The 4,399-nt window shown below is 57.4% G+C and carries 5 protein-coding genes; 3 read left to right on the forward strand and 2 right to left on the reverse strand.

What is annotated here, in order from left to right:
* The 3 genes from AQS70_RS07800 to AQS70_RS07810 form a co-directional block, all read left to right on the forward strand.
* Nucleotides 1–708, forward strand: a 708-nt coding sequence (locus AQS70_RS07800; RefSeq protein WP_277620583.1) for an acyl-CoA dehydrogenase family protein, incomplete at its 5' end; no start/stop codon positions are given.
* Nucleotides 709–901: 193 nt separating this feature from the next.
* A complete protein-coding gene (gene amn / locus AQS70_RS07805; RefSeq protein WP_162233883.1) occupies nt 902–2,374 on the forward strand; it encodes an AMP nucleosidase in 1,473 nt (490 codons plus the stop codon).
* Nucleotides 2,375–2,517: 143 nt separating this feature from the next.
* Nucleotides 2,518–3,084 carry a pseudouridine synthase gene (locus AQS70_RS07810; RefSeq protein ID WP_162233884.1) on the forward strand — a complete coding sequence of 189 codons (567 nt, stop codon included), beginning with the start codon at nt 2,518–2,520 and terminating at the stop codon, nt 3,082–3,084.
* Here AQS70_RS07810 and AQS70_RS07815 read toward each other — a convergent pair.
* Together AQS70_RS07815 and AQS70_RS07820 are read right to left on the reverse strand one after the other, a co-directional pair.
* Nucleotides 3,079–3,288, reverse strand: a complete 210-nt coding sequence (locus AQS70_RS07815; protein ID WP_055102295.1) for a DUF2788 domain-containing protein — start codon at nt 3,286–3,288, stop codon at nt 3,079–3,081. The genes AQS70_RS07810 and AQS70_RS07815 overlap by 6 nt on opposite strands.
* Nucleotides 3,289–3,407: 119 nt before the next feature.
* Nucleotides 3,408–3,887 (reverse strand): Lrp/AsnC family transcriptional regulator, encoded by a 480-nt coding sequence (locus AQS70_RS07820; RefSeq protein WP_055102297.1) that lies wholly within the window; start codon nt 3,885–3,887, stop codon nt 3,408–3,410.
* Nucleotides 3,888–4,399 lie beyond the last annotated feature (512 nt).

Raw genomic sequence — 4,399 nt, forward strand, 5'->3', positions numbered from 1 at the left:
ATGCGTCAGGCGCTGACGCAGGCCAGCCATCATTGTGCCCATCGACAGGTGGGTGGTCGGGTGCTGGCAGAGCAACCCTTGATGCAGAACGTACTGGCAGATCTGGCGCTTGAAAGCGAAGCCGCACTGGCGTTGAGCCTGCGTATGGGCTGCGCGCTGGACAACTTAGAGGACTCGCAAGAAGCGCGCTTTTCTCGTTTGGTGACGGCAGTGGGCAAGTATTGGATCTGCAAGCGGGCGCCGGCCATGATCAACGAAGCAGCAGAATGCATGGGTGGCGCGGGGTATGTAGAAGACAGCATCTTGCCGCGTCTGTATCGCGAGGCGCCGGTCAACTCAACCTGGGAAGGCTCAGGCAATGTTCAATGCCTAGACGTACTGCGCGCCTTGTCCAAAGAGCCGGGGGTGCTTGACGCGTTGTTTGCCGAATTGGGCGATGGGCATGGCGATACACGCTTGGCGCAGCATATTGGTCAATTAAAGCGCGCCTTCAAAGACACCGATGACATCCAATACCGCGCCCGGCAACTGACCGAGCACATTGCCTTGGGCCTACAGGCCAAACTGCTCTTGGAGGCGGGTAACAGCGATGTCAGCGACGCCTTCATAGCCAGTCGGCTACAGGGTAGCGGGCGGGTGTACGGTAACTTGCCACGCGGCTTGAATGTCGCAGCGATCGTCGAGCGCTCAACCCCGCGGGTTCTTTAATCCACTGTGTAGGCGCTGTATTGGGCGTATGCAGTGTTGTAGGAGCTGACGAGGCACGAAGGCTGCGATTGGACGCGCAGCCCGAAAGCAGATCAAAAGATCGCAGCCTGCGGCGGCCCCGAAAAGCAGGTCACGCGGTATGCTTTACCGATTGATGCAGGCAAGATAACGGCCTGCCAGTTCAGAAGACAGGATGCTTATCGTGACCGAAGCTTTTATTGTCGTTTCAACCGCTGCAGAGGCTGTCGATCGCCTCGCGGCCCTGCATGAACGTGCAACCACGGCGCTGAGTCAAGCCCTCAAGCGCTATCTGAAGGACCGCGTAGAGCCGACTCCAGAAGAGCGTGCACTTTTTCGCTACCCAGAACTGCGTTTGACCTACCGCATCAATGGCGAAGTCCCAACCACCACTCGTGCTTATGCCAAGGTGCAACTGCCTGGTACCTACAGCGTTACCGTCACCCATCCCGCTGCGTTCCGTCATTACTTGCTGGAGCAATTGGTGCCGCTGATGCGTGACTTCACTGTGGTGGTCGAAGTGGGGGTTAGCCACCAAGACATTCCCTACCCTTATGTGGTTGAGCAAGGCGACGAACTTGCCGGCTCTGGCGTTACGGCGGCAGCACTGGCTCGCGTGTTCCCCAGCACTGACCTCTCGGCGGCCACCGATGGCATTGCAGACGGCCTGTACGATTGGGAAAACACCGATCCTTTACCCCTTGCGCTGTTTGATGCGGCGCGCGTCGATTTTTCGCTACGCCGCTTGGTGCATTACACGGGCAGTGACTGGCGCCACGTTCAACCTTGGATTTTGCTGACCAACTACCACCGCTACGTTGACCAGTTCATCTTGCATGGCCTTGAACAATTGCGAGATGACCCGCGCTTTGTACGCATGGTGATGCCTGGCAACGTGATTATCGAAAAGTCCATGGACTATGGCGAAGCCCAAGCGATTGCAGCCGGAGTGGTGTGGCATCGCTATCAAATGCCGGCCTATCACTTGCAGGCCAGCGACGGTCACGGCATCACGCTGGTGAACATTGGTGTCGGGCCTTCTAACGCCAAAAACATCACTGACCACTTGGCCGTCCTGCGTCCGCATTGCTGGCTGATGATCGGCCACTGTGGCGGCCTGCGACAATCGCAGACCATCGGTGACTACGTGCTGGCCCACGCCTACATGCGCCGCGATGGGATTTTGGATCGGGTGGTGCCGCCGAATATTCCGATTCCAGCCCTTGCTGAAGTGCAGCTGGCACTGCAAGAAGCCGCCGCCCAAGTGACCGGCGAGCGCGGCGATGAGCTGAAAAAATGCCTGCGCACCGGCACCGTACTGACCTATGACGACCGTAACTGGGAGTTGCGTTGGGCTGAGGAACGCCCGCTGATCAACCTGTCTCGCGCCGTGGCGGTAGACATGGAAAGCGGCACTATCGCCGCACAGGGTTATCGCTTGCGTGTGCCTTATGGCACCTTGTTGTGCGTCTCGGACAAGCCTCTGCACAGCGAAATCAAACTGCCAGGCTCAGCCAACGCCTTCTATGAGCGGGCGGTCAGTCAGCATCTAAAAATCGGCATTGCCGCCGTCGACCTGTTGCGCAGCCAACTCAACTCATTGCACTCGCGCAAACTGCGCAGCTTCGACGAACCGCCGTTCCGTTGATCCGATTGGTCATTTAGCGATCAGGGCGCTAGCATTGCCAGCCCTGATCGCTAGATGTCCTTTTCATCATGTCCCGTCCTGCTCGCCCTGATTCTCGTCGCCCCTCTGCTAAAAGCCCGCGTCCTTATGCGGGGGATCGTCGTGTGGCCAAGGCACCGCCTGTTGAGCCCAAACTGTTTCTGTTTAACAAGCCCTTCGATGTGCTGACGCAGTTCAGCGACGAAGGCGGGCGGGCAACCCTCAAAGACTTTATCCCCATCCCGGGGATTTACCCGGCGGGGCGTCTGGATCGAGACAGTGAAGGCTTATTGCTACTGACCAACGACGGCCAGCTACAGGCGAAGATTGCCGACCCCAAACACAAACTCCCCAAAACGTACTGGGTACAAGTCGAAGGTGAGCCGACGCCCGAGCAGTTGCAGCAGTTGCGTGACGGCGTGCAATTGAATGACGGCAAAACCCTGCCTGCACAAGCGCGGGCGTTGCAAGAGCCCGAGTTGTGGCCGCGCAACCCGCCGGTACGCTTTCGTAAAAGCATCCCGACCGCGTGGTTGGAGTTGGTGATTCGCGAAGGGCGTAACCGCCAAGTGCGGCGCATGACGGCGGCCGTTGGCTTACCAACCTTGCGTTTGGTTCGGGTACAGATTGGCGACTGGACGCTCGAAGGGCTGGAGCAAGGGCAGTACAAAGAAGTACCGGCGCGGCTATAGCACGCCAGACTCGATCAAGCCGATGACCACGCTTTTGATGATGAACGCGGCGACCCCTAGCCCGAGTACAAAAAACAAAATCATCGAACCAAAGCGCCCGGCTTTGGACTTTTTCGCTAGATCCCAGACGATAAAACCCATAAACAGAATCAAGACACTGACCAGTATCGTCATCATCCATTCTTCAAATACGGCAGGGTCCATCGGGCGGCTCCAGTGGCGAGGAGGTGGGAGTACTTGTCAATCTGTAGTCGTTGCCGCAGGGTCGGGGTGCGCTGCGCAACTCATCGCAGCCTGCGGCAGCGACTACAGGGCTAGGGTGATCACGTGCGTAAATGCGTCAACGGCAACTCGGTGCTGTTGAGCACCTGATTGAGTACAAAGCTTGAGCGTACGCTGGTGACGCCATCTATACGCGTGAGGTGGCCCAGCAGCAGCTTTTGATAATGGTCCATGTCCGGCACGACGACCTTGAGTTGGTAATCGGCGTCTATCCCCGTGACTAAGCTGCATTCCAGCACTTGGGGCAAATTGCGGATCTGCGCTTCAAAGTTCTCGAAACGGTCTGGGGTATGACGATCCATGCCGATCAGCACGTAAGCCGTCAGGCTTAGCCCCAGCTGCTTTCTATCCAGCAATGCAACCTGACGCGAGATATAGCCGTCATCCTCAAGCTGCTTGACCCGGCGCGAGCAAGGCGAAGGCGAAAGCCCGATGCGTTCGGCCAATTCCTGGTTAGAAATGCGCGCATCCCGTTGTAATTCCGCCAAAATACTGAGGTCGTACCGGTCCAGTTTGCTCACGAAGACACCCTTTGTCATAACTATTGCGGGAAAGTATCTATCTGAAGGTAAAAATTGCGCAAGTCCTATTTTGTGCAGCAATCTTCGCAATCCTGTGTCGCAGCCGTCGGCCTATTCTTAACACCAGAATCACTGCCCGGACATAGAGTCCACAGCGGCCCGCCTAATCAGGCCTGCCGCGGCCGCCAGCCCAACAGGGCTGCTCCGGCCCCCGGGCTACGCACCGTCTAGACGACGGAGTGAGGTGAGCCAACATCACAAGTGTTGAGCCTGGACAGAAAAATTCAAAGGGCGACCGACGGGTCGCCCTTTTTTATTGGGCGTAAAGTCTAGTGTCGTGAGCGTGTAATTCGTTTATCTAAAAGCCTATCGATATACTGACCAGACTTCGATGTCACTGAGCAGTAGTGCACAAAGCACGGGGTCGAACACCGCGACCTTGATGTCCAGCTCGACCAAGGCTGCCAGCCCGTCGATGGATTTTCGGAAGTCGACGGGCTTGGGGTACAGAT

The sequence above is a fragment of the Pseudomonas endophytica genome (genome assembly GCF_001411475.1).
GTDB classification, from domain to species: Bacteria; Pseudomonadota; Gammaproteobacteria; order Pseudomonadales; family Pseudomonadaceae; genus Aquipseudomonas; species Aquipseudomonas endophytica.